Origin of the sequence: Arsenophonus sp. aPb, assembly GCF_029873475.1 — a bacterium.
In the GTDB taxonomy this organism is placed as follows: Bacteria; Pseudomonadota; Gammaproteobacteria; order Enterobacterales; family Enterobacteriaceae; genus Arsenophonus.
The window spans coordinates 1,861,872-1,882,783 of the sequence record NZ_CP123499.1 but is presented as its reverse complement, the minus strand read 5'-3'; the positions used below and the strand labels follow the sequence as shown (position 1 = coordinate 1,882,783).

Sequence of the window (20,912 nt, the reverse complement as noted above, 5' to 3'; positions counted from 1 at the left end):
ATGAGTTTATTGCTGTTAAAAACTCGGCCTCAAATTGTGATCCCCGAACTTGCGGCGCGGATTGGTCTGAATGAGTCATTGGTGCTGCAACAAGTGCAATACTGGCTAACGGAAACCGATTCAGGCATTAAGCATGAGGGGCGTCGCTGGATTTATAATACTTTCGAGAAATGGTTAGAACAATTTCCTTACTTTTCAGAGAAAACGTTAAAAAGAGCCTTTACGTCGTTGAAAAAATTGGTGTCTTGTCGATTGAGCAACTTAATAAGCGCAATCATGACAGAACAAATTATTACGCCATTAATTATGATCATGAAGTGCTTAACGATCATTTTGACGTAGATGAAAAACCGGCAACACCAGCGCGTAAACCCAGCAAAATTCGAATAGGTCAAAATGACCTGATCGAACAGGCCAAAACGGCCTCATCGAAGCGGGTCAAATTGGCCTGATCGACAGAGTCAAAATGACCCGATGGACAAGGTCAAAATGACCCGTTCTCTTACAGAGAGTACAACAGAGAGTACAACAAACATCTCTTGTCAGGTTCATGACGAACCCGACGAGCCAGATCCGGCTTTGCAGGTTTTAACTCATTTCAATCAAGTGACTCACTCAAACTACCGTGAAGGCAGAACTACCCTGGGGTATATCCGTGGGCGATTGGCGGAGGATTATGTCGCCAGTGATCTGATTTTAGTTACTGATTACTTGGTGGCCAAATGGTCGAAAGATCCACGGATGCGAGATTACTTACGGCCAAAAACCTTGTTTAGCCCTGAGAACTGCAGTGAATATTTTGACAAGGCCAAAAAATGGCAAGAAGCCGGACGACCTGCCTGTGTTGATGGCCGTTGGTTAAAACCCGGTGAAGTAGCGGTGAGTGTCGATACCGTTGCCCGTGATGAAGCGTTTCGACGATTGATTTGCAGTAGTTCAAAGCCTAAAAATCGGCTTGAAGAAATTGCCGCTCAACTAGCAGGCAAGTCAGGCATCAGGCGAATGACGGAAGTTTCTGCTCATGCGGCCTGGCGCGGAATTTGGGCGAAAGCGGCGGAGCAGGTGGCTAAGGAGGCAACATGCGCTTAGTGGCAAAACGAATTTACGGACTGGAAGTGTTACCGCTGCTGTGTGTGGTTCGTCGTTGGTGTCGCTATTTGCTGATCCGTGAACTGAGAGGGTTTTGGCAGGATCAGGCGTTAACTTTTTCCAACATTGAGCAGAAATATCAGTTGTTGAAACGGGTGATAAAAACCGAACAGGCAAGGGGAAATATCTGATGGCAGAGGTAGTTAACAGTTATGTTCAGGCGCTAAGGGAGCTGAAAGCAAGACCAGCGCATAATCTGAAACAAATTGGCGATGAGTGGTGCACTCCGGAGGAAATATTTTGGGGTATTAGTGTGTTGTATGGACCGTTCACCCTCGATTTGTTCAGCGACGCACAGAACAGCAAATGCCCTCATTTCTACCACGCTGAAGATAACGCATTAGTGCAAGACTGGGCAGCAAAACTGCAGCAAGTAGGTGGCGCGGCATTTGCCAATCCGCCTTACAGTCGATCAACACAACACAAGGGGCAATATTTAACGGGTGTTAAACACATTATCAATCATGCGATGGCGATGCGTGACAAAGGCGGTCGTTATGTATTTTTGCTGAAAGCCGCCACCAGTGAAATTTGGTGGCCAGAGCAGGCCGATCACATTGCCTTTATCCGTGGCAGAATTGGTTTTGATGTACCCACGTGGTTCGTGCCAGAAAATGAAAAACAGGTATCCACCGGCGCCTTTTTCGCTGCCGCTATTGTAGTGTTTGATAAACGATGGACGGGTGCATCAACGGGTTATGTCAAACGTGATGATTTGATAGCACAGGGAAAAGCCTTTCTTGCACAAACCAAATGGATAGCAGAAAAATGGCTGGGTGTAGCATGAGCACGGGATTTTTACTCACTGCGATCCCGGTTCAGGCACTTGGGATTGTGATGTTTAAGCCAGGCAACAACCTATTGCCATATTTCAGTGGCCGGATGGTCATCATGCCGGCACCATCCGATTTAAGTGACGAAGAGATAGGTGAAATAGATAAACAGATACTAAATCTACTCATCGATGCTAACCCACCAGCAAGCTTAATGAGAATCCCGAAACTTAAACGCTGGGAAAATCAAAAATATCTGCAGTGGGTTAAGTCGCGTCCGTGTTGTATCTGTCAGAAGCCAGCGGATGATGCCCATCATATTATAGGTTATGGCTACGGGGGTATAGGTGTAAAAGCGCATGATTTATTTAGTATTCCACTATGTAGGGGACATCACAGTGAATTGCATCATGATCCAAAGGCATGGGAATTAAAGCACGGTAGTCAGTTAGCGCTGCTATTTGGTTTTCTTGATGAATCATTGGGGCTTGGGGCATTGAGTTAAGGAACAGTTTATGACAGAGCATGACTTAGGGTATTTTCGAAGCGTGGCCAAATATGCTTTTAGGGACTGGACAGTAAACACTGGACAACTTGAGGCACTCACGTGTAAGAGTGCAATGGAAACAAAAAGGTATCCAAGAGTGAAAAAGCGGGAAATAAAATTAGCGGGTCATTCCGTTTGTCGAATAACTGATCCGGTAAAAGTCACTGAAACCCGTCGATCAGGCAGAGAGATCCCGCTTATCGAGTACCCTGCTTATTTTTACTGCCACGAGAGAAGAGTGATTAGACAGTTAGCAGATCATCAACGCTCATGGATATTGTATTGCTATTGTCATGAGATGAATTTTCAACATCAAGTGAATATATGCTCATACCTATGGCGAAAATTTACCTATCAGACTGCAGATATCAAAATTACTAAAAAGGTCAAAGAAAGATTAAAAAATTTGATTTGGCTGTGTGTGCAACAGAGTGCTGAATGTGCTTCAGGTTTAGTCGCGCATGAATATGCTCAATCTGATTTAGCTAGATTGATTAATGTTAAGCGCAATAACTGGAAAAAGAATTATGATAAATTTTGGCGAATAATGATTTCAATCTGCAAAGCCCTGGATAGGGATGCGTTATGTGAGATGCGTAAAAAGATATAATAAAACTGGCAGAAAAATAAAAAATAACCTGCATCTTGCAAAAGTGAACAAAATGAGCGATATTTAAGGCTAAATTGATATTGTGCCAGAGTTGTAACATATTGTTAGATAGTATTTTTATGGAAAAATTATTAAAAGTATTAATATTTAGATTGATTGATGTTTTCTAAATTAACTAATATTAATTTTAACTATTGAGGATATTTATGCATTTTCCGTTAAAAAAAATATTATTTACTCTACCATTTATTGCATTATTATTTCAGTATTCTGTTCAAGCAAGCGCTGGGGATGGCAATGCTAGGCAACAGGGGAAAAAAGTTGAGTTAGATTTTCACCCTGCAAATGAGCAGCCTCAGTGTGCGGAAAATAGTCGACATTATCTTATTACTAATAAATCAGGATATTACAACTCAGTTTTTACCACTTGTGATGAAAGTGGTGGTTTTGTTAATTTTTCTGGGTGTGATAATGGTGAGAATATTACGTTTAACCAAAAAGATTATGATTATTGGACTGAATTACCAGAACATATACGGTAATCAAATATATTTTCATGACTTTTTATTTTCGAAACCTAAAAATTACTGTTACGATAAAAAAACGCATTAGCCTATAAACGAGTTAATATCTATAGAAGGTCAATAAGATAGATAGTGCTTAGCCTCACTTGTTTAGAGTGGGGATTTTTAATTGGTAAAAATTGTAATAGATAGTGAGAAACAGTTAATAGGCTACCCTGAGAAAGGAATAGCAATTTTGAAGGTTGGGTGATGGTAATATTATATAAAGATACAATCTTATTTACCCCTGCCGAGTTGAGGAGTATAAGTTATTTGATTACATGGAATAAAACTCCTTGTTTTATTATCATAACAGAGTTCTTTGGCTGTTATAGATTGATCGTTATTATTAATACAAATTCTCTTACTTAGATCATATGTAAATCCCTTAGGACAGATACTCATAACATTACTTGAGAATAGAAGCATAAATATTACTGCTGATAAATTTTTCACTTGATTATCCTATAAATACCAACAAAATTTTAGAATAGTTGATGTTTTATAAAGTTAATAATAAATATTTATTATTTTTATCAATCTTAAAAGTTGCCCTTTTTGTGAAATTTATTATCTTACTATTGTCCTAGATTATTTAGGTTGAGATAGGGAAGTAGTACTGGAGTGGTCGTTACTACGGCAGGTTTTTGGGGTGAATTGATATTGTGACCAAATTGTATAAAATTCTTCTAGTATAGTTTTTATAAAATTTAATAGGATTGGAATTTTAAAACATATAATTTATTAATGTTAAGAAAAAATAATTGATTATAATATATAGTTTTCTGAAAATTATAATAATTTGCATATGTAAAAATATTTTAATATGAAAGTTATTAAAAAATAATGTAGTTTACTAAATATTAAGTTTACATTTTTAGTTTTAAAAGAATAATCTATAGCTTCATTTTAATGATTATTTTAAGAAAGGAGCTATAAGAATGAAGGTAATAGCTGATTTTAATTTTGAAGATGGGCATAAACTTAGTGATTATAGTCTTGAACTTTCTCAAGATTTCCCTTTATTTGCTGAAATTAAAAATAATATTCTAATACTTACTCCTGCTGATACATACCGTGGTGGAGAGCTAATTATCAATATTAATGGCCAATGGGATGAATCAGAACCAGTTGTAGTCTTATTAAAAAATGCAAAAGGAAAGGCATATTTAGATGAAGAATTACAAATAGATAACTCATCACCTAAAGATTCTGAAGGAAATGTACGCATTAGATCGTTAAATGGTAAGGCTTATCTTATTATACTGATTAAATTGGGTGATAATTTCCAGTTTACTGGTTATAAAATTACTAGCAAATAAAAATTTTATATAGTGACAAACAATTTTTATTTTTTCAGTATCTTGGTCTTAAAGATTAGTAGCTATTTGTTAAATTATTTTGGTTTTTTTGGGATTTTTAATTATTAAACAACTAAAAGCTGCCATTATGATAAAGGTTTATTACTCTATTTAAATAAGTTGATATCTCCAAGGATAAAAAATGTGTAGTATGAAGCCTCACTTGTTTAGAGGGGGCTTTTTGGCTTCTGGCGTTTAGATCGTTTTTGCTATACCAGGTTCTCATCATGATTTTAAATACATGTGTTAACCTAATGCCAGAATCTTACATAAGACACTAGAATGGAAAAACATACTATAACGGTGCTTAGATATCGTTATTTTGGTATTAAAATACAAATACGTTAAGTTAACTCCACGCATAATATTTCACCCTTAACGCATAACTCTTTTTAAATCATCACACAAAAAACATGGACACACTCTGTAGGGAGTGGATATGCGCATGCCTGAAAAATACTCCAGTCCGATAGCTTATTTATGGAGCATCTTAATTACCATTTTAAGTATTTTCACTTTAGAGCAGTGGGTGGCTATTGTCGGCATTGTCTGCACGATAGGCACTTTTTTGGTTAATTGGTACTACAAGCGCAAGGAATATAAATTGAAGGAATATCATTATGGTGAAGATACCTAAAAAGATTGTAGTGGCGGCGGGCGGTGGCGTGATGATACTTGCTTCGACAATGATAATGCATTTTGAAGGGTTAAGGTTCGAACCTTATTTTGATGGCGGTGGAGTGCTTTCAGTCTGTTTCGGTCATACTGGAAAAGATATTAAACCCAACAATATTTATAGCCAGGCAGAGTGTGAACAGTGGCTTAATAGTGACTTACAGACGGTTAAAAAACAGGTCGATCCGCTGATTAAGGTAAAAATAAATACCTTCACTCAGGCTGCTATTTACTCTTTTGTTTATAACGTTGGCATTGGCAATTTTCAGCGTTCTACATTACTCAAAAAACTCAATGCCGGTGATCTGAATGGCGCCTGTGAAGCGATGAAGCAGTGGGTTTATGTTGGTAAGGAAAAATGGCAGGGACTGATAACGCGTCGTGAAATTGAGTCAGCGATATGTGCAGGCAATATATGAAATTAACTACTTTGCCATTTTTTATCGCCATATTAGCTTCTACGTCGCTTGTAATTTTATATAACTATTATGCCCAACTTAAGTATCAATATAACCAGCTGGTGGCTGAATTAGACAAGCAGACAGAGCTCAAAAACAGCTATTTAAAAGAAGTAAAATTACTGCATCAACTGGATACTAAACGGACACAGGAACTTAGTTATGCGAAAGCTGAAATTACCAGGCTTACTGACGATCTGCACAATGGTACTAAGCGGTTGTATGTCAAAGCGGTGTGTGCAAAGTCCGACAATATTACCGCCTCCTCCTCCAGCCTGGATGATGCAAGACCCACCGAACTGGCGCCTGACGCTCGGCGAAATTATCTCCGTCTCAGACGTCAGCTCGAAACCTTAGAGGCGCAGTATTTGGGGTTAAGGGAAAGGGTTAAAGAAGTTTATAAGTAAAAGTAATAAATGAAATTATTAAAAAATGCTACCCTTAAATAATAAAGGCAGCATTTTAAATGTTAATTATATGGTCATATTTAGTATCAATAAATTTATTAATGTTATATCCAGTAGGTGTTTTTTACTTCGCTATCTGGTTGTTTTAAGGCTTTTTTATTTGTTTCTAGTTCGATAAAAAGCCCATATGTATATCGAATATCATGTTTTATCGCTTCTAGCTTAATTCTATCTTTTGCGTAGGCAACGGAATCATTATTTGTGGATTTTTTGAATTCTACAACTAACAAGTTATGATGATTATTTCCTCTTTTGTGTACTATGATGTCTGGAACAACCAGATTTAATTTTTTGTAATCAGTATTTATTGTGCCTGAATGTTCTGTTACTAAGTACACTTTTTTAGGTCCATCAATATTACGATTATATTCACAATCTACGTTATAGTCAGGGAATTCATCTTGTAGATACCTCCCAATTTGACTAGTTAGCGTGGGTTCATTTGCATCTACTTCTAAAAGGAATCTGTCGTTATTAATAAAGCACTGAAGGGCATTAATTACTTGTTCCCCAACAGCTGGCTTTTCCCTTAATTGTGTTTTGATATCTTCATTCATAATTTATTGATCTCATATATTTTCATGCATAGATAAAATATCTATTTTATTTATTGATTGCCAAATAATATCAATGTTGGCTCACAAAAGACGGATAAATCCCATGCCACCTCGTATTCCCCGCGCATGCCGCAAACGCGGCTGCGCCAAGACAACCACTGATCGCAGTGGCTATTGTGAAGCGCATCTAAGTCAAGGATGGGAAAACCATCAGCCAGGCAAAAGTCGTCATCAACGCGGTTATGGTACAAGGTGGGATAAATTACGTGCGCAGATATTAAAGCGTGATAAATATCTCTGCCAGATCTGCTTAAAGAACAGTCTGGCCACCACAGCCAAAACCGTTGACCACATTATTGCGAAAGCCCATGGCGGCACTGACGCAGAGAGTAACTTGCAAAGTCTTTGCTGGCCGTGTCACCGCAAGAAAACCGCCCGGGAAAGAAGCCGATAAGGCAGGGGGAGGGGCGGGTAAAATCTCTACCCCTCTCGCTTTCCAGGACTGCCGCTTTAATCAAATTTTTATAGCCGCGAAAAATGAAATTAAAATGGGTTTTTCCATCCATAATTTTTATCTATTGATTTTTCTCTATTAAGGGGAGGTTGTTCTATGGCGGGCACGCCGGGGAAATCTGGCCGTCGCCCAAAGCCGGTAGCCAAAAAAAAGCTAGCGGGCAATCCGGGAAAACGAGCACTAAACCATGATGAGCCAGTTTTTGCGCCACTAAAAGGTGTAGAGCCGCCTGATTGGTTTGTTGAAAACGAGATGGTACTAGCGGTATCCATGTGGAAAATGACGGTTAATGAGCTATGTGGTCAAGGGATATTGTGTCTGACTGATCTTGCTGTACTTGAACGTTGGTGTGTTGCTTATCAGTTATGGCGAGAGCTGGTTATTAATATTATGCGTGATGGTACGCGTTTGATTGGTGCAACAGGTGGGCCAATAAAAAACCCTGATTTGACGGCTAAAAAAGAGCAGGAAACGGAAATGGATCGCACCGGTGCAATGCTGGGGTTAGATCCGAGTAGCCGTCAGCGTTTAATTGGTATTGTTGGCCAGAAAAAAGAAAATCCGTTTTTAAAGATGATTTCATCATGAGTCGCAAGTCGTATCTTAATGTTAATGCTGCTAATCAGTATGCACGTGACGTAGTGCGCGGAAAAATTGATGTTTGTCAATATGTAATCGACGCCTGTCAACGGCATCTCGATGATTTAGCTCGAGCGGAAAGCCGAAAATTCCGCTACCGGTTTGATAAAGACTTGGCAGAGCGAGCAGCAAAATTTATTCAGCTGTTGCCACATACTAAGGGTGAATGGGCATTTAAGCGAATGCCGATCACGCTTGAACCATGGCAATTATTTATTATCTGCAGTGCTTTTGGTTGGGTACATAAAGGGAGTAAATTACGTCGCTTTCGTGAGGTGTATACAGAAATTCCGCGTAAAAATGGTAAATCTGCGATCTCAGCGGGCGTAGCTTTGTATTGCTTTACTTGTGATAACGAATTTGGTGCTGAGGTTTACTCTGGTGCAACCACGGAAAAGCAAGCTTGGGAAGTGTTCAGGCCAGCAAGATTGATGTGCAAACGTACGCCATTGCTGATTGAGGCTTTCGGTATTGAAATTAATGCCAAAAATATGAATCGGCCAGAAGATGGTGCTCGATTTGAACCGATAATCGGTAATCCTGGGGACGGCCAATCACCTCATTGCGCAATTGTAGATGAATATCATGAACATTCGACAGATTCACTCTACACCACTATGTTAACGGGCATGGGCGCCAGACGACAACCGCTAATGTGGGCTATTACAACTAGCGGCGATAATATTGAAGGCCCCTGTTATGATAAGCGCCGGGAAGTGATTGAAATGCTCACTGGCATTGTCCCGAACGAAGAGCTGTTTGGCATTATTTATACTGTTGATGAAGGCGACGATTGGACAGATCCTGCCGTGTTGAAAAAAGCAAATCCGAATATGGGAGTTTCAATTTACCATGAGTTCCTGATTAGCCAACAAAACAGAGCAAAGAATAATCCTCGTCTAGCCGGCATATTTAAAACAAAGCATTTAAATATATGGGTTTCAGCCAGATCCGCTTATTTTAATATGCTAAGCTGGCGTGAGTGTGAGGATAAAGCGCTAACATTAGAACAATTTGAAGGTCAGTCTTGTATCCAGTCGCTTGATTTAGCGCGTAAACTGGATATGAATTCTAGAGTAAAGTTATTTAGTCGTGAAATTGATGGCAAGCGTCATTATTATTCTATTTCCCCCAGTTTTTATGTACCTTATGACGCCGTTTTCAGTGCCAATATTGAAAATCAACGAACGGCAGAGCGGTTTAAAAAATGGGTAGTAACAGGACACTTGAAAGTTACCGACGGCGCAGAAATCGATTATCGAGAGATTTTAGAGGATGCAAAAGCCGATAACCTCACTAACCCAATTGAAGAAACTGCAATTGATCCCCATGGTGCTACCAACCTATCGCACCAGTTAGCGGATGAAGGAATGAATCCGATAACAATTGTTCAAAACTACACCAATATGTCCGATCCAATGAAAGAGCTTGAAGCTGCGATTGCCTCAGGGCGTTTTCATCATGATGGCAACCCGATCATGACCTGGTGTATTAGTAACGTTGTGGGCAAATATTTGCCCGGTAATGATGATGTTGTGCGTCCTATCAAAGAAAAAAACGAAAATAAAATTGATGGGGCGGTTTCGCTGATTATGGCCATCGGTCGCGCCATGCTACATGAAGAAAATGACTTTCTCTCTTCACTGGATCCTAACGAAGACTTATTAATTTTATGAAAACTATCATTCTTGATGTCACTGCATTGAGCGGTATTGCTGCGGTGTTGGCGGGCTGTTACCTAAAATATGGCTTAGCCAATACCTTGATAACTGGTGGTTCATTGCTAGTGGTTTATGCACTACTGGTAAGCAGAAGGAGAAATCATGTTACTTGATGCTTTTTTTCGTAGTGATGTTGCACAAAATATCGAAAACCCTGAAACGCCAATCACCGCTGAAGCGGCGGATTGTGATGAAATTTTTAATAGCGATGTTTATGTCAATCCGACGACAGCGATGAAACTGGCGGCGGTTTATGCCTGTATTTATGTGCTGTCATCGTCGGTGGCGCAGATGCCGCTGCATGTTATGCGCAAATCTGGCAATAAAGTGTCAGCGGCGCGTGATCATCCGGTTTTTTATCTTTTACATGATGAACCTAACGAATGGCAAACAAGCTATAAATGGCGGGAAACCAAAGAGCGGCATATTCTCGGTTGGGGAAATGGTTATACCTGGGTTAAGCGCAATCGCAAAGGTGAAGTGATAAATCTGGAAGCTTGTATGCCATGGGAGACAACATTACTCAACACGGGTGGCCGCTATACCTACGGTGTTTATAATGAGCTTGGCAATTTTGCGATTAGCCCCCACGACATGATCCATATTCGGGCGCTAGGTAATGATCAGCGTATGGGCCTAAGCCCGATTATGCAGCATGCGGAAACGGTCGGCATGGGCATGAGTGGGCAGAAGTATACCAGCGCATTTTTTGGTGGTAACGCTCGCCCTGCCGGCATTCTTTCAGTTAAAAGTGAACTGAATAAAGATAGTTGGTCACGACTAAAGGAGATGTGGATTAAGGCGACGCATGCGTTACGTAGCCAAGAAAATAAAACCATGTTGCTGCCTGCGGAACTGGATTATAAAGCATTAACCGTTTCACCAGTCGATGCTCAGTTGATTGATATGTTAAAACTTAATCGCTCAATGATCGCCAGTATTTTCAATGTTCCCGCTCATATGATCAACGATTTAGAAAAAGCGACTTTTTCCAATATCTCTGAACAATCAATTCAGTTCGTCAGGCATACCGTTATGCCGTGGGTGGTTAATTGGGAGCAGGAGCTCAATCGACGGTTGTTTACTCGGCAAGAATCCACCGCCGGCTTTTATGCCCGTTTTAACCTGACTGGATTGTTACGCGGCACACCGAAAGAGCGTGCAGAATTCTATCATTTCGCTATTACTGACGGCTGGATGAGTCGCAATGAAGCGCGGGCGTTTGAAGATATGAATCCAGTTAAGGGATTAGATGAAATGTTAGTCAGTGTTAATGCCGCCAAGCCTATGGCAAGCAAAACAGACCAGCCTAAAGGGGATGATAATGTCCAGTGAAAAAGAAACCCGATGTTATTTCGGCGAGGTTCGTGCTGAAGTCGGTAAAGAAAATAAATCGACTCACATTGTCGGGCTAGCGTCGGTTTTTAATAGTCGTTCTGAATTGATGTGGGGATTTCGGGAGGTAATTAAACCTGGCGCGTTTGATGATGTGCTAACTGATGATGTGCGCGCACTGTTCAACCACGACGCAAATTATATTCTCGGACGTAGCACAGCTGGAACTTTATCTCTTAGTGTTAATGAGCGGGGATTAGTTTACGACATCACGGCACCTGACACACAAACAATCCGCGATCTAGTTGTTGCACCGATGCAAAGGGGGGATATCAATCAGAGTTCATTTGCTTTTCACGTCTCCCGCGATGGTGAACAGTGGTATCAGGATGATGACGGCGTCGTGATCCGAGAAATTAGCCAAATATCCCGTCTATTTGATGTCAGCCCGGTGACTTATCCAGCGTATCAGCATGCAGATGCCGCCATTCGTTCACTAAAAGCCTGGCGGGAGGTGAGAGAGAGTGGTGAGCTGCAAAAAGCCGTGAATCAAAAAATGGCGCGAGAGCGCATTCTTACATTACTTAATGCATAGGAATTAGAGATGAAACTTCATGAATTAAAGCAGAAACGCAATACTATTGCGACTGATATGCGTGCTCTGCACGAAAAAATTGGCGATGCCACATGGAATGAAGAGCAAAAAGCCGAGTGGAACAAGCATAAAACTGAACTAAAAACGGTTGATGAGCAAATTCAACGTGAAGAGCAGTTGCGCTCACTGGATCAGCAACTAGTTGACAAGCAAGAGTCGGAGCAACGTAATAAAAATAACGAAAATAGCGCAACTGAACAAGCCGAGCGTCGCGCCAAGACGTTTGATAAATTTTTACGGCATGGATTTGGTGAGCTCAGCACAGAAGAGCGTCAAGTGTTGCGTGAATTGCGCGCACAAGGAACATCCCCGGAAGAAAAAGGCGGCTATACCGTACCGACACAGATGTTAAATAAGGTCGTTGATCAGATGAAAGCTTATGGCGGTATAGCCAATATTTCACAAATTTTGTCCACCTCTAATGGTCAGGATATTACCTGGGCTACCTCTGACGGTACATCGGAAGAAGGCGAACTATTAGGAGAGAATACCGAAACGAAAGAAGAAGATGTGAAATTTGGCAGCGTAACGCTTGGTGCGAAAAAGTTATCATCAAAAATTATCCGTGTCTCTAATGAGTTGTTGCAAGATAGTGGCATTGATATGCAAGCTTATTTAGCCGGTCGAATTGCGCAGCGGCTGGGACGTGGTGAGGCTAAATATTTAGTTAAAGGCACCGGAGCAGGAACGCCACTGCAACCTAAAGGCTTAGAGGCTTCGGTTGATAAAACGGTCGATGCGGCAGATAAATTTAGCTGGAAAGATATGAATAAGCTAAAGCATGCGTTAGATCCGGCTTATCGTAATGGTCCTAATTTCCGTTGGGCATTTAATGACAGTACGCTGAAACTGATCACGGAAATGGAAGATAATCAGGGGCGGCCACTGTGGTTACCTGAAATTATCGGCGTGGCACCGTCAACAATCCTAGGTGTGCAGTATGTAGTTGATCAAGCAATTGATGAAATGGCCGCAGGTAAAAAGTTTATTTTCTGCGGTGACTTCAATCGCTTTATTGTCCGACGGGTTAGCTATATGACATTGAAACGACTGGTTGAACGCTATGCTGAGTTTGATCAGACTGCATTTTTGGCGTTTCATCGTTTTGATTGTGTACTTGAGGATAGTTCAGCGATCAAAGCCTTGGTTGGTAAGAGTTCTACTCCTCCCCCAAAGGAATAACCGCAGACTCAACAGAGTTTAAAGCGGATACCATTAAACGGAGGATTAATTAATGAAGGATGTTTTATCGCAGCCGCACAATGCGGTTTTTTTATGCCTGCGACTTTTACGCAGGCTCGATGGGAGCGTTTATGCCACTGCCGACATTAGCCAAGTTAAAAGCACAATGCCGAATCGATGAAAATAACAGTCTGGAAGATGAATTGTTACTCACTTATCTGATGGCGGCAAAAAAGCGGGCAGAAAATTATATTAATCGCACTATTTATGAAAACGACGTGCCGAATACGGATCCTGACGGTGTTGCTCTGTCGGCGGATATTGAGTTAGCGCTTTTACTAGCTGTCGATCATTTTTATGAAAATCGGGAAACGATCACCGTGCCGGCTGGATTTAAGGCATTGATTGAGCCCTATCGTTATTTAAATGTGGGGTAAGCATGAAAGCGGGAGAGCTAAATAAACGTATTACACTGTCACTGTTTAAGATCGTGCGCGATGAGTTGGGAAGTGAAAAAGTCGTTGCTGAAAAAGTGGCAGATGTTTGGGCCAAAGTTGAATCAATTTCCAATAATAAAATCCGAACCGCCGGTCAGGGACAAATTATTGAAAAAGTTCGCTTTACACTTCGCCCCAGAGAAGATGTTGATATCGACTGGTTAATTGACTATCGGCAGCGGCGATTTACCGTGCGTGCCATTGACCGCAATCAAGCCGACCGATTAATTATCACAACCGAAGCGGATGCACGTCATGATAGAAGCTGATATCAAAGCAGATTTAGAGCGTATCACAAAACTACCCGCCTATCCTTTGATGTTGCCCTCAGAGCACCTCGAGGGAATTATTTATCAACGCATCAGTGATCCAAAAATCTTTACTGGATTAGCGAAAACCAAGCTAGTGCAAGCTCGATTTCAGGTCACTGTTCAGTTAGCTGATTATCTGGCTGCGCTTGCGTTGAGTGATGCTATCCGGGATGAATGGGAAGGTATCGAGCAGGGCTATATTGGTGATTATCCAGTGCAGGCCGTTGGGCGCGGTAATTTTTTGCAGTCGATGGAAGAGCAGACGGGCGGACGCGCAATCTGGCGTCTGACGCGTGATTTTATCTTGACCTATGCAGAGGATGCTAAATGAGAATCCAAGTTGAAGTGAAAGGCTTAAGCGCGCTCGAGCATGAATTAAATAAATTAGGTGAAGCGCTCACCAGCAAAATTTTGCGCCAAGCCGGACGAGAAGTGATGAAGCCGGTACTTGAAGATATGAAAGCTCACGCGGGCTTTGATGCGACTAATCCAGATGAACATATGCGTGACAGTATCAAAATCCGTACCACAGACAGAATGAATAATGCCAATACGCAAACCGTAATGACAGTGAGGGTAGGCCCCACCAAGAAACATATTATGAAAGCTCGCGCGCAAGAGTTTGGCACAGTTAAACAGATAGCGCGCCCATTCATTAGACCGGCACTCGATTATAACCGCCAGTTTGTGCTCAATGCACTGGCCACAGCAATCCGTACTGGTATTGAAAATTATCGTTAAATTTAAGGAGTTGTAATGGCCGAAGAACATTTTAAATCATCTCCGGAGTACGCCAAGCTACCAGCCGGCACCATTGTTAAGTTCGGTAAAGTGGGCGATACGGTTGAACAGATGAAACCACTGATTAACTGCAAATCGCTCGGCGCTACAGGTCTAACCGGTAGTACTGTTGATAGCACTGTATTGATTGAAAAAAACAAGCAAGGTGTTTCTGATTTACCGGAAGGACCTGAAAAGTCAATTGGTTTTGTTGATGATCCAGAAAACGAAGATTTTATTGAATTCTTAAATGCAGCGCAAAACCGAGATACGGTACAGTTTTATTTTGCGCTACCTAACAAACGCACAGCCACGATGATTCTCTCGCTGGCTGGTTGGGAGCTGAACGATATTGTTGCGCCCGCGACAGAGGTCATTCAGATCACAGTAAAAGCTAAGCAAAATAATTTGTCGTGGGGAATTGATAAAGGTGAAAACTCTGACCCCAACCCAAAGTGATTACCGCTGATAGCAGCAAGCTAAAGGCGGATACAACAGAAAGGAGAGTTAACTGATGGCAGATATTAAAGAAATTAATATCGGTAAATCACCTGATGACGGCACCGGTGATCCGATTCGTGATGCATTTAGTAAAACCAATGACAATTTTAAGGCATTGAATGAAATGCCTGATTTATCAGATCCCGTAGATAAACTAACACAACGCGTTATTGAATTAGAGAAAATACCCGCACAAATAGAGGCACTCACTAAGCGTGTTGTAGAGTTAGAAAAATTACCCGACGCATTGAATGCACTAACAAAACGCGTTGAAGCATTGGAAAAAAATAATTCGGCAGATAAGGAAACAAAATGACATCATTAAAATCCCGTTTATTAGCAACAGATGTGTATGTAGAAAAGTGTAAAGTCTTTGGTACCGATGTTTATTTGCGACGTTTAACGATCGCTGAATTAGATGAATATGATACGCATCTTAAACAAGCGCAAGAAAGTAACTCAAATGTGAAAGCGAGCATTGCTGGTGCGAGTTTGATTTTGAAAACGCTCTGCGATAAAGAGGGCAATCCACTATCAGCCGATGAATTGCCGACTGCAGAGGAGTTAATCGCGGCTAAATCAACGCCTTCACTCATTGAAGCGCTTAAGCTTGTTCAGCAGTTTAGTTACGGCAATCTGGAAGAAGCGAAAAAAAACTAGCCAACTCACCCCACTTACGCTTTATCTTTCAACTGGCAGACAGGTGGGGTGAGCCAGATCCGCGTAAAATCGCATCCCTACCAGCGGAAATTTTAACTTATTGGCAAGCATTTTTTAGCGCTGATTCAGAACCTAAAAAAGAAGAGAGCAAAGTAATTGCACATGATGATATTAGCTCGCAGTGTAACGAAGTGATGAGGATATTAAATGGCTGATGTAGCAAGTTTGGCAGTAGCGCTGCACCTTAATTCTGCTAGTTTTAAATCGCAAATTCATAATGCCTATAATTCTGCTGCTAATGAATCTAAAAAATTTACTCAGCAGATAGAAGCAAGCTCAAGTGAGAGTGAACGCGCGATAACTAAGATATCGGCTCAAGTAAGAAGATCAAGCGGGCAGGCCATTGCTGGCTTTGGCAATTTGCATCATGTTTTAACCGAGCTTGTTTCGGGCAGCAACGTAGCAGCAAGTACCATTTCTAATGCGCTAGTGCCTGCTTTTGAAAAGTTTTTCGGCGCTTCTCATGGTTCGTCTTTTGAAGTTCAAAGAGAAGCAGCTAAAGAAGCCGCACAAGGTGCAGTGGAGGCTGCACAAGCATCGATTGAAGCGGCTAAAGCCGATGCAACTAGAGCGCAACAAGGATTAAAAACTGCACAAGCAATGAAGGAACAAGCCGCAGCGCAAATAGAGCAAGCTGTTGCTGCAGATGAATATATTGAAAAGATGCGTGTCGTTAATGAACAGAACGGATATTTCAATAGAGCAGAAATGGACAAGGAATATGCAGCCCAGCATGAAGCAAATGCAAGAATTATTGCTGAAGCAGACTTGGCAACTGCCGCTGCGAACAAAAAAGCAGCGGTAGCGTCAGCGCAACTTACTACCGCACAAGCAGCTGAAGAGGTAGGCTCAAAACAGTTAGCTACAGCAAAACAACAACTTGCTGTTGCAAATAAAGAGCTAACAACTTTACAGAGTATTACTGGAAAGGTAACTACTGGTTTTTCTACTTTTGTAACGATGATGGGTGGCCCCGTTAACGTCGGATTGATGGCTGCCGCAGGTGCGATATTCTATCTACATTCACGACTTAAAGAAGCAGAGGAGCGTCAAAAATCATTTTATGCAGCGATCCAAAAAGGCAATTCAACACTAACAACAACTACTGCTGAGCTAAATGATTTAGCTAAAAAGCTAGGCGGCACAGCAAGCGCATATAAAGCTGTTGCCTCGGCTGCTTCTGCTGGATTTACGGGAACGCTACTAAATGATGCGGCAGAATTGGGCTCAAAACTTGAGGAAGCAGGTGGTAGCGCGGATACGTTAGTTAATAAATTAGCGAATATCGGTGAAAATCCCTTGCAAGCATTAAGAAACTACGCCTCTGAGGGGGTGGTGCTCGAGGATAGTATTTATAATCAAATTGCAGCGCTACTACGACAGGGTCAAACTGAATCAGCGTTAGATTTAGCGCGGAATGAATACGCTAAAAAGCAAAAACAAAATTTCGAAGAAGCTACTAATCTAGCGAAAGAGTATAAAAAAGTAAATGACGAAGCTAATCAGAGCATGAGAGTGATGTTAGCTGCGTCAACAGGGAGTATGATTATATATACTTCTGCGCATGATGCTGAGATGAAAAAGCGCTCTGAATCGTTAGATAAGCAGAAAAAAGACAACGAGGAGGCACTACAAAGCGAACAACAACTTGCAAAATTTGAAATCGACACTTTGTTAAAAATTAACGCTGCTATGGATGCAGGTAAAGATAAGCTTGCAGAGAGAAATCAGCTTCAGCAAGCGATAAATGATCGCTACAAAAAAGGCGCTTTATCAGCTAAAGAATATCAGCAAGCAATCAAAGGACTAGATAAGCTCTACTCGGCGCCGAAAGTAGAGTCAGGACAGCAGCGCGTTGATCAGCTCCAAAAGAAAACGGCTGAACTACGTGCACAAGTAAAGGAGCGAGATAAGATTGTATCATCGTCTCGTGCGTTAGCTGCTTTCGAACAAGAGCTGATGGGACTGAAAGGTAAAAATCTAACTGCGGATCAAAAAAGTGTAGTCGCGCATGCTGACAAAATACGCACGCAATTACAAATCAATGCCGGATTGGAACAAGAATTAAAACTGAAAGAACTAAGAAAACAATTTGATGACCAGAACTTTGAAATTGCTAAAGCTACAGCTCAACTACAACAAGAGGCACAAAACACAGTTCTCAGCACTTCGATGTCAGATAATGCGTATCAATTGATGCTACAAGAACAACAAATTCGTGATTCTTTCCGAGATCGCAGATACCAGCTTGACAAAGAATTATCTGATAAAACATCACAACTTTATGCAGATCAAACTAATTTCTTAGCGCAAGAAGAGCAAAAACAGATTGAAATAGTACGCAACGCTGCGCAAAAAAAAGCAGAGGAGGAAAAAAATGCGTTTGCTGGCATGAAAGCAGGCATGAGAAATTATGGCAGCGAAGTGAAAGACGTAAATTCTGTGATGCAACACATTACTGAAAATACGATGCAATCAATGGAGGATCTGTTAACTGATTTTGTTACAACAGGTAAATTTAATTTTGCTGATTTTGCTCAATCAGTCGTTAATGATATCACCAGAATGATTATAAAAATGATGCTTTTTAACGCACTGAAAAAAGGATTAAGTAGTTTTGGTGGTGGCGACGTATCAGAAGCGGCAGCCAATGCGAAAGACAATGTTTATCAATCGCCAGGTTTGAGTGCATACAGCAACACTATCGTAAAATCGCCAACGATCTTTCCTTTTGCCAAAGGTATGGGATTGATGGGCGAAGCGGGGCCAGAAGCGATTATTCCCTTAAGACGCGGCGCGGACGGCTCGCTGGGCGTTAGAGCAATTGGTAATTCTTCAACTACTGAAATTACGATTAATCAAACTATTCATGTTTCTGGCAATGGCGATAAAGCGCTTTATGATGCAATGCAACAAGCGGCAGAAATGGGAGCTAGACAAGGTGCTAATGATGCTATTGCGCGTATTCAACGCGATTTTGCTACCAATGGTAGAACACGAAAAATTTTGGGAGCTTAGAGATGGCATTGGTAACTGAGTGGCCAAAAGAGATAGTGCCATCATCAATGAGCTGGTATTTAGTCAGCAATAGTAAAACATTCATTTCAACATTCAATGGCAGTTCTCAAACAGTAAGATTTCCTGGTAGCCGCTGGTGTTGCACTCTAACATTTAACAATATGGTCGAGAAACTATCACGACAATTAGAGGCGCTAACAGCAGAGCTAGATGGCGAAAGTGGCCGAGTAAAAATTCGTAATTGGATACGCAAAGGTTTGCCAGATATAGGTGAACCTATAGTCAGTGTTGCCAGTCAAACTGGCAGAATATTACAAACAAAAGGCTGGAAAACTAATTTAGTCGTACTTAGAAAAGGTGATTACTTAACCGTTAATAACGAACTTAAAATGATTACAATAGATGTTAAAAGTGATGCAAGCGGTAATGCGTCAATTCCGATTTCACCTGCCCTGCGTTATTCACCACAAGTTAATGAAAAAATAGAGACTTTATCTCCATTCGGCATTTTTAAACTTACGAGTAATGATCAAGGAAAATTCAATTTTAGACCAGGTGTGTTTACTAATGTAACTTTAGAGTTTGAGGAGGCTCTTTACTAATGTTATATCATCCTTTTTCTAATGACATGGTCAAAGCAATTAATGATGGTTATGAGCTGGTGATGGCGGCAAGTTTAGATCTAAAATCTGGTGTAACCCGTGCTCATACTGGCGTTGGCGACCTGATAATTGCTGGCGAGATATACCAAGGAGTTGGTCAATTCGGTGCCGTTGAATCAGTTAAAGAAGAGAATACGACTAGCCCGCAACAGCTTATATTATCGCTTTCTGGTTTTGATTCGATGCTGATCGGTGATGTTATGAATGAACGTAGTCGTGGAAGAAATGTTCGTCTATTGCTGGTGGCGATTAATCTCGACGGGAAGCCTGAAATTGCTGAATTAATTTTTGCTGGCCAAATATCAAACATCGGAGTTTCAACGGGTGAAGAAAATCAAGTGTCTGTAACTGTGTCGAATAGATTTGAGCGGTGGGCATTTGGATTACCTAATCGCTTTACTGACGAATCATGGTCGAAACGTAAAAATGGCGATCGGATATTTCGCTATGTTGCGCAAATGTCAGAGCGAGCTATTTACTGGGGTAGCAAAAAAGATGCGCCAGCATTTATTTATAAGTGATTCATATCAAATATATATTTAGAAATAAATATATACATTCAGAAAGAAAATTTATTTATAAAATTAATGAACTTATGTGATAAGTTGCGATACGCATTGTAAGTTATGTTTTTTAATGAGTATTTCTATTAATAGAAGATGAAAAAATGAAAAAAATATTAATCGTATCGTCAATAGTTTCTGCTTTTACATTTAGCTCATTTAATGCTAATGCGATAGAAGAAAACACGCTATCAGTTGGTTACGCTCAAAGCAGCGCTAAAGTCAATGGTAAAAAGATTGATGATGATGCGAAAGGGTTCAATATTAAATATCGTTATGAAATCGATAATGATTGGGGTGTTATAGGTTCATTTGCATATACGCATCTTGGGTATAATTTTTATTACGGCAATATGAAGTTTGCTGATGCAAAACTTGATTACTATTCATTAAATGTTGGTCCAACCTACCGTTTTAACGAATATATTAGTGCTTATGGCCTAGTTGGTGTTGCACACGGAAAAGTTGAAGCAAGAGCAATGGGTTATTCTGATGATGATTCTTCAACTGGGTTTGTATATGGTGTTGGTTTGCAATTTAATCCGGTAAAAAATATTGCCATCGATGCATCATATGAATATACCAAACTAGATGACTTTAAGGTTGGAACTTGGATGGTTGGTGTAGGTTATCGGTTCTAATATTTATAGAAAA

Annotated in this window: 30 protein-coding genes; 29 read left to right on the top strand and 1 reads right to left on the bottom strand. The window is 40.7% G+C overall.

Annotation, left to right across the window (positions count from 1 at the left end; all coding sequences use genetic code 11):
- The 11 genes from QE177_RS08440 to QE177_RS08390 all read left to right on the top strand — a co-directional run bounded on the left by QE177_RS08440 (window position 1) and on the right by QE177_RS08390 (window position 6,543).
- The gene (locus QE177_RS08440) at window positions 1–342 is read left to right on the top strand and encodes a hypothetical protein (protein ID WP_280548708.1); all 342 of its coding nucleotides are present in this window, start codon (window positions 1–3) and stop codon (window positions 340–342) included.
- Window positions 343–489: 147 nt separating this feature from the next.
- Window positions 490–1,089: a conserved phage C-terminal domain-containing protein gene (locus QE177_RS08435; RefSeq protein ID WP_280548706.1), complete on the top strand. Its 600-nt coding sequence runs from the start codon at window positions 490–492 to the stop codon at window positions 1,087–1,089.
- On the top strand, window positions 1,080–1,280 hold the full coding sequence (locus tag QE177_RS08430; protein WP_280548704.1) for a hypothetical protein: 201 nt from the start codon (window positions 1,080–1,082) through the stop codon (window positions 1,278–1,280). Before QE177_RS08435 ends, QE177_RS08430 begins: the two co-directional genes overlap by 10 nt.
- A complete protein-coding gene (locus tag QE177_RS08425) occupies window positions 1,280–1,936 on the top strand; it encodes a phage N-6-adenine-methyltransferase (protein ID WP_280548702.1) in 657 nt (218 codons plus the stop codon). Before QE177_RS08430 ends, QE177_RS08425 begins: the two co-directional genes overlap by 1 nt.
- The gene (locus QE177_RS08420) at window positions 1,933–2,427 is read left to right on the top strand and encodes a DUF968 domain-containing protein (protein ID WP_280548700.1); all 495 of its coding nucleotides are present in this window, start codon (window positions 1,933–1,935) and stop codon (window positions 2,425–2,427) included. Before QE177_RS08425 ends, QE177_RS08420 begins: the two co-directional genes overlap by 4 nt.
- A 10-nt stretch (window positions 2,428–2,437) precedes the next feature.
- Window positions 2,438–3,079 carry a bacteriophage antitermination protein Q gene (locus QE177_RS08415; protein ID WP_280548698.1) on the top strand — a complete coding sequence of 214 codons (642 nt, stop codon included), beginning with the start codon at window positions 2,438–2,440 and terminating at the stop codon, window positions 3,077–3,079.
- Between the two features lie 206 nt (window positions 3,080–3,285).
- The gene (locus QE177_RS08410; protein WP_280548696.1) at window positions 3,286–3,621 is read left to right on the top strand and encodes a hypothetical protein; all 336 of its coding nucleotides are present in this window, start codon (window positions 3,286–3,288) and stop codon (window positions 3,619–3,621) included.
- Between the two features lie 962 nt (window positions 3,622–4,583).
- Window positions 4,584–4,964, top strand: a complete 381-nt coding sequence (locus QE177_RS08405; protein WP_280548694.1) for a hypothetical protein — start codon at window positions 4,584–4,586, stop codon at window positions 4,962–4,964.
- A 478-nt stretch (window positions 4,965–5,442) separates the two neighbouring features.
- Window positions 5,443–5,640: a phage holin family protein gene (locus QE177_RS08400; RefSeq protein WP_280548692.1), complete on the top strand. Its 198-nt coding sequence runs from the start codon at window positions 5,443–5,445 to the stop codon at window positions 5,638–5,640.
- Complete coding sequence (locus tag QE177_RS08395) at window positions 5,624–6,097, top strand: lysozyme (RefSeq protein WP_280548690.1); 474 nt, start codon at window positions 5,624–5,626, stop codon at window positions 6,095–6,097. Before QE177_RS08400 ends, QE177_RS08395 begins: the two co-directional genes overlap by 17 nt.
- Window positions 6,094–6,543 (top strand): lysis system i-spanin subunit Rz, encoded by a 450-nt coding sequence (locus tag QE177_RS08390; RefSeq protein WP_280548688.1) that lies wholly within the window; start codon window positions 6,094–6,096, stop codon window positions 6,541–6,543. The genes QE177_RS08395 and QE177_RS08390 overlap by 4 nt, the downstream gene beginning before the upstream one ends.
- A gap of 104 nt (window positions 6,544–6,647) precedes the next feature.
- Here the strand turns inward: QE177_RS08390 and QE177_RS08385 are convergent, their stop codons facing one another.
- Window positions 6,648–7,160, bottom strand: a complete 513-nt coding sequence (locus tag QE177_RS08385) for a hypothetical protein (protein WP_280548686.1) — start codon at window positions 7,158–7,160, stop codon at window positions 6,648–6,650.
- A gap of 103 nt (window positions 7,161–7,263) precedes the next feature.
- On the opposite strand from QE177_RS08385, the gene QE177_RS08380 reads away from it, so the two are divergent.
- From QE177_RS08380 to QE177_RS08295, 18 genes are all read left to right on the top strand, one after another.
- Complete coding sequence (locus tag QE177_RS08380) at window positions 7,264–7,614, top strand: HNH endonuclease signature motif containing protein (RefSeq protein ID WP_280548685.1); 351 nt, start codon at window positions 7,264–7,266, stop codon at window positions 7,612–7,614.
- Window positions 7,615–7,770: 156 nt separating this feature from the next.
- The gene (locus QE177_RS08375) at window positions 7,771–8,262 is read left to right on the top strand and encodes a phage terminase small subunit P27 family (protein ID WP_280548683.1); all 492 of its coding nucleotides are present in this window, start codon (window positions 7,771–7,773) and stop codon (window positions 8,260–8,262) included.
- Window positions 8,259–9,989, top strand: coding sequence for a terminase large subunit (locus QE177_RS08370; protein ID WP_280548681.1), 1,731 nt, complete (start codon window positions 8,259–8,261; stop codon window positions 9,987–9,989). Before QE177_RS08375 ends, QE177_RS08370 begins: the two co-directional genes overlap by 4 nt.
- On the top strand, window positions 9,986–10,147 hold the full coding sequence (locus QE177_RS08365; protein WP_280548679.1) for a hypothetical protein: 162 nt from the start codon (window positions 9,986–9,988) through the stop codon (window positions 10,145–10,147). Before QE177_RS08370 ends, QE177_RS08365 begins: the two co-directional genes overlap by 4 nt.
- The gene (locus tag QE177_RS08360) at window positions 10,137–11,369 is read left to right on the top strand and encodes a phage portal protein (protein ID WP_280548677.1); all 1,233 of its coding nucleotides are present in this window, start codon (window positions 10,137–10,139) and stop codon (window positions 11,367–11,369) included. The genes QE177_RS08365 and QE177_RS08360 overlap by 11 nt, the downstream gene beginning before the upstream one ends.
- Window positions 11,359–11,964: an HK97 family phage prohead protease gene (locus tag QE177_RS08355; RefSeq protein WP_280548676.1), complete on the top strand. Its 606-nt coding sequence runs from the start codon at window positions 11,359–11,361 to the stop codon at window positions 11,962–11,964. The genes QE177_RS08360 and QE177_RS08355 overlap by 11 nt, the downstream gene beginning before the upstream one ends.
- 9 nt (window positions 11,965–11,973) lie before the next feature.
- Window positions 11,974–13,206 (top strand): phage major capsid protein, encoded by a 1,233-nt coding sequence (locus QE177_RS08350; RefSeq protein WP_280548674.1) that lies wholly within the window; start codon window positions 11,974–11,976, stop codon window positions 13,204–13,206.
- 131 nt (window positions 13,207–13,337) lie between these two features.
- Complete coding sequence (locus tag QE177_RS08345) at window positions 13,338–13,643, top strand: head-tail connector protein (protein ID WP_280548672.1); 306 nt, start codon at window positions 13,338–13,340, stop codon at window positions 13,641–13,643.
- 2 nt (window positions 13,644–13,645) lie between these two features.
- Complete coding sequence (locus QE177_RS08340; protein WP_280548670.1) at window positions 13,646–13,972, top strand: phage head closure protein; 327 nt, start codon at window positions 13,646–13,648, stop codon at window positions 13,970–13,972.
- Window positions 13,950–14,345, top strand: coding sequence for a hypothetical protein (locus tag QE177_RS08335; protein WP_280548668.1), 396 nt, complete (start codon window positions 13,950–13,952; stop codon window positions 14,343–14,345). The genes QE177_RS08340 and QE177_RS08335 overlap by 23 nt, the downstream gene beginning before the upstream one ends.
- A complete protein-coding gene (locus tag QE177_RS08330) occupies window positions 14,342–14,755 on the top strand; it encodes an HK97-gp10 family putative phage morphogenesis protein (protein ID WP_280548667.1) in 414 nt (137 codons plus the stop codon). Before QE177_RS08335 ends, QE177_RS08330 begins: the two co-directional genes overlap by 4 nt.
- A gap of 15 nt (window positions 14,756–14,770) precedes the next feature.
- Window positions 14,771–15,253: a phage tail protein gene (locus QE177_RS08325; RefSeq protein ID WP_280548665.1), complete on the top strand. Its 483-nt coding sequence runs from the start codon at window positions 14,771–14,773 to the stop codon at window positions 15,251–15,253.
- Window positions 15,254–15,308: 55 nt separating this feature from the next.
- On the top strand, window positions 15,309–15,611 hold the full coding sequence (locus tag QE177_RS08320; protein ID WP_280548663.1) for a hypothetical protein: 303 nt from the start codon (window positions 15,309–15,311) through the stop codon (window positions 15,609–15,611).
- The gene (locus QE177_RS08315) at window positions 15,608–15,955 is read left to right on the top strand and encodes a phage tail protein (protein ID WP_280548662.1); all 348 of its coding nucleotides are present in this window, start codon (window positions 15,608–15,610) and stop codon (window positions 15,953–15,955) included. The genes QE177_RS08320 and QE177_RS08315 overlap by 4 nt, the downstream gene beginning before the upstream one ends.
- A gap of 207 nt (window positions 15,956–16,162) precedes the next feature.
- The gene (locus tag QE177_RS08310; RefSeq protein ID WP_280548660.1) at window positions 16,163–19,033 is read left to right on the top strand and encodes a phage tail tape measure protein; all 2,871 of its coding nucleotides are present in this window, start codon (window positions 16,163–16,165) and stop codon (window positions 19,031–19,033) included.
- A 2-nt stretch (window positions 19,034–19,035) separates the two neighbouring features.
- On the top strand, window positions 19,036–19,635 hold the full coding sequence (locus QE177_RS08305; protein WP_280548658.1) for a hypothetical protein: 600 nt from the start codon (window positions 19,036–19,038) through the stop codon (window positions 19,633–19,635).
- The gene (locus QE177_RS08300) at window positions 19,635–20,216 is read left to right on the top strand and encodes a hypothetical protein (protein WP_280548657.1); all 582 of its coding nucleotides are present in this window, start codon (window positions 19,635–19,637) and stop codon (window positions 20,214–20,216) included. Before QE177_RS08305 ends, QE177_RS08300 begins: the two co-directional genes overlap by 1 nt.
- Before the next feature lie 146 nt (window positions 20,217–20,362).
- On the top strand, window positions 20,363–20,899 hold the full coding sequence (locus tag QE177_RS08295; protein WP_280548656.1) for an Ail/Lom family outer membrane beta-barrel protein: 537 nt from the start codon (window positions 20,363–20,365) through the stop codon (window positions 20,897–20,899).
- Window positions 20,900–20,912: the final 13 nt, after the last annotated feature.

Bases quoted from the DNA above. Each gene is read 5' to 3' on its own strand.
- QE177_RS08385 (WP_280548686.1), bottom strand. From the start codon at position 7,160: ATGAATGAAGATATCAAAACACAATTAAGGGAAAAGCCAGCTGTTGGG.
- QE177_RS08440 (WP_280548708.1), top strand. From the start codon at position 1: ATGAGTTTATTGCTGTTAAAAACTCGGCCTCAAATTGTGATCCCCGAA.
- QE177_RS08375 (WP_280548683.1), top strand. From the start codon at position 7,771: ATGGCGGGCACGCCGGGGAAATCTGGCCGTCGCCCAAAGCCGGTAGCC.
- QE177_RS08310 (WP_280548660.1), top strand. From the start codon at position 16,163: ATGGCTGATGTAGCAAGTTTGGCAGTAGCGCTGCACCTTAATTCTGCT.
- QE177_RS08325 (WP_280548665.1), top strand. From the start codon at position 14,771: ATGGCCGAAGAACATTTTAAATCATCTCCGGAGTACGCCAAGCTACCA.
- QE177_RS08435 (WP_280548706.1), top strand. From the start codon at position 490: ATGACCCGTTCTCTTACAGAGAGTACAACAGAGAGTACAACAAACATC.
- QE177_RS08330 (WP_280548667.1), top strand. From the start codon at position 14,342: ATGAGAATCCAAGTTGAAGTGAAAGGCTTAAGCGCGCTCGAGCATGAA.
- QE177_RS08360 (WP_280548677.1), top strand. From the start codon at position 10,137: ATGTTACTTGATGCTTTTTTTCGTAGTGATGTTGCACAAAATATCGAA.
- QE177_RS08340 (WP_280548670.1), top strand. From the start codon at position 13,646: ATGAAAGCGGGAGAGCTAAATAAACGTATTACACTGTCACTGTTTAAG.
- QE177_RS08300 (WP_280548657.1), top strand. From the start codon at position 19,635: ATGTTATATCATCCTTTTTCTAATGACATGGTCAAAGCAATTAATGAT.
- QE177_RS08295 (WP_280548656.1), top strand. From the start codon at position 20,363: ATGAAAAAAATATTAATCGTATCGTCAATAGTTTCTGCTTTTACATTT.
- QE177_RS08350 (WP_280548674.1), top strand. From the start codon at position 11,974: ATGAAACTTCATGAATTAAAGCAGAAACGCAATACTATTGCGACTGAT.
- QE177_RS08425 (WP_280548702.1), top strand. From the start codon at position 1,280: ATGGCAGAGGTAGTTAACAGTTATGTTCAGGCGCTAAGGGAGCTGAAA.
- QE177_RS08405 (WP_280548694.1), top strand. From the start codon at position 4,584: ATGAAGGTAATAGCTGATTTTAATTTTGAAGATGGGCATAAACTTAGT.
- QE177_RS08410 (WP_280548696.1), top strand. From the start codon at position 3,286: ATGCATTTTCCGTTAAAAAAAATATTATTTACTCTACCATTTATTGCA.
- QE177_RS08320 (WP_280548663.1), top strand. From the start codon at position 15,309: ATGGCAGATATTAAAGAAATTAATATCGGTAAATCACCTGATGACGGC.
- QE177_RS08345 (WP_280548672.1), top strand. From the start codon at position 13,338: ATGCCACTGCCGACATTAGCCAAGTTAAAAGCACAATGCCGAATCGAT.
- QE177_RS08315 (WP_280548662.1), top strand. From the start codon at position 15,608: ATGACATCATTAAAATCCCGTTTATTAGCAACAGATGTGTATGTAGAA.
- QE177_RS08415 (WP_280548698.1), top strand. From the start codon at position 2,438: ATGACAGAGCATGACTTAGGGTATTTTCGAAGCGTGGCCAAATATGCT.
- QE177_RS08420 (WP_280548700.1), top strand. From the start codon at position 1,933: ATGAGCACGGGATTTTTACTCACTGCGATCCCGGTTCAGGCACTTGGG.
- QE177_RS08390 (WP_280548688.1), top strand. From the start codon at position 6,094: ATGAAATTAACTACTTTGCCATTTTTTATCGCCATATTAGCTTCTACG.
- QE177_RS08365 (WP_280548679.1), top strand. From the start codon at position 9,986: ATGAAAACTATCATTCTTGATGTCACTGCATTGAGCGGTATTGCTGCG.
- QE177_RS08400 (WP_280548692.1), top strand. From the start codon at position 5,443: ATGCGCATGCCTGAAAAATACTCCAGTCCGATAGCTTATTTATGGAGC.
- QE177_RS08335 (WP_280548668.1), top strand. From the start codon at position 13,950: ATGCACGTCATGATAGAAGCTGATATCAAAGCAGATTTAGAGCGTATC.
- QE177_RS08305 (WP_280548658.1), top strand. From the start codon at position 19,036: ATGGCATTGGTAACTGAGTGGCCAAAAGAGATAGTGCCATCATCAATG.
- QE177_RS08370 (WP_280548681.1), top strand. From the start codon at position 8,259: ATGAGTCGCAAGTCGTATCTTAATGTTAATGCTGCTAATCAGTATGCA.
- QE177_RS08355 (WP_280548676.1), top strand. From the start codon at position 11,359: ATGTCCAGTGAAAAAGAAACCCGATGTTATTTCGGCGAGGTTCGTGCT.
- QE177_RS08380 (WP_280548685.1), top strand. From the start codon at position 7,264: ATGCCACCTCGTATTCCCCGCGCATGCCGCAAACGCGGCTGCGCCAAG.
- QE177_RS08430 (WP_280548704.1), top strand. From the start codon at position 1,080: ATGCGCTTAGTGGCAAAACGAATTTACGGACTGGAAGTGTTACCGCTG.
- QE177_RS08395 (WP_280548690.1), top strand. From the start codon at position 5,624: ATGGTGAAGATACCTAAAAAGATTGTAGTGGCGGCGGGCGGTGGCGTG.